Below are 800 nucleotides of genomic sequence, written 5' to 3' on the forward strand. Positions count from 1 at the left end.
ATAATCCCATCACTCATCTTTCGTGTTTGTCCTCTCCCTTTCGATCTTCTCCAGCAACTGAGCTACTCTCAAGCTTGCTTCTATTCCAATGTCTTCTTTAAAACGGATTTCAGGGGCTTTGAACAGACGAATGTTCTTTGCAATTGCAGTCCTGAAGATTCCCTTATCTTCATTCAGCCTTTTAACCAGCTTTTTCTTGCTTTCATCTGGTCCCATAAGACTTACAAAGACCGTTGCAAAACGCTTATCTTTGGTAAGTTCTACCCTGACTATTGAAACCATTCCTAGCGAGTCGTTGTAACTTGTGTAAGATGATAGAGTTACCGTGAGAACCTTCTTTATCTCAGACTCCAACATCTCTTTCCTGTAACTACTTGCCATGGCTCTCACCTCCGGGATAATTATAACCTACAACGGAGCTAAGAGGGAGTTCCTTGGGAAGTAGCGGTTTTAGCGAAATGTACATCCATTATTAGCTGCAATTTTACTTAGAAACGGTTTTCAGTAACTTGTTGACTGAAGGACAAGAATCCACCAAGAAATTGGATGATATTGAATGAACGATGTATTAAACGCAATTGATATTTATTGGGCGGGCATGACACAGTGCGCGTTCTGTTGTTAGATCAAAAATATGATTCCGATAATTGGAGAGAGTGATTGTGCCTCCCTGAGCTTGCATAAACGGAACTCTTTGCCGATAGCTTAACCCGATTAATCTGTAAAGAAGTTATAATCTGTAGTGATCAACAGTTAGGAGTGATTCTATGTGTTCAGAAAGAAGAAAGTTTGTCGTTATT

At 40.0% G+C, this 800-nt stretch carries 1 protein-coding gene; it reads right to left on the minus strand.

Annotated elements, in window-relative coordinates; translation table 11 throughout:
* Positions 1–9 precede the first annotated feature (9 nt).
* Positions 10–381, minus strand: coding sequence for a 30S ribosome-binding factor RbfA (gene rbfA / locus BG32_RS01895; protein ID WP_006492572.1), 372 nt, complete (start codon positions 379–381; stop codon positions 10–12).
* Positions 382–800 lie beyond the last annotated feature (419 nt).

Source organism: Mesotoga sp. HF07.pep.5.2.highcov (genome assembly GCF_003666285.1).
Taxonomy (GTDB): Bacteria; Thermotogota; Thermotogae; order Petrotogales; family Kosmotogaceae; genus Mesotoga; species Mesotoga prima.

What these genes read in the sequence shown, in the direction of transcription:
- rbfA (WP_006492572.1), bottom strand. Translation starts at nt 381, where the DNA reads ATGGCAAGTAGTTACAGGAAAGAGATGTTGGAGTCTGAGATAAAGAAG.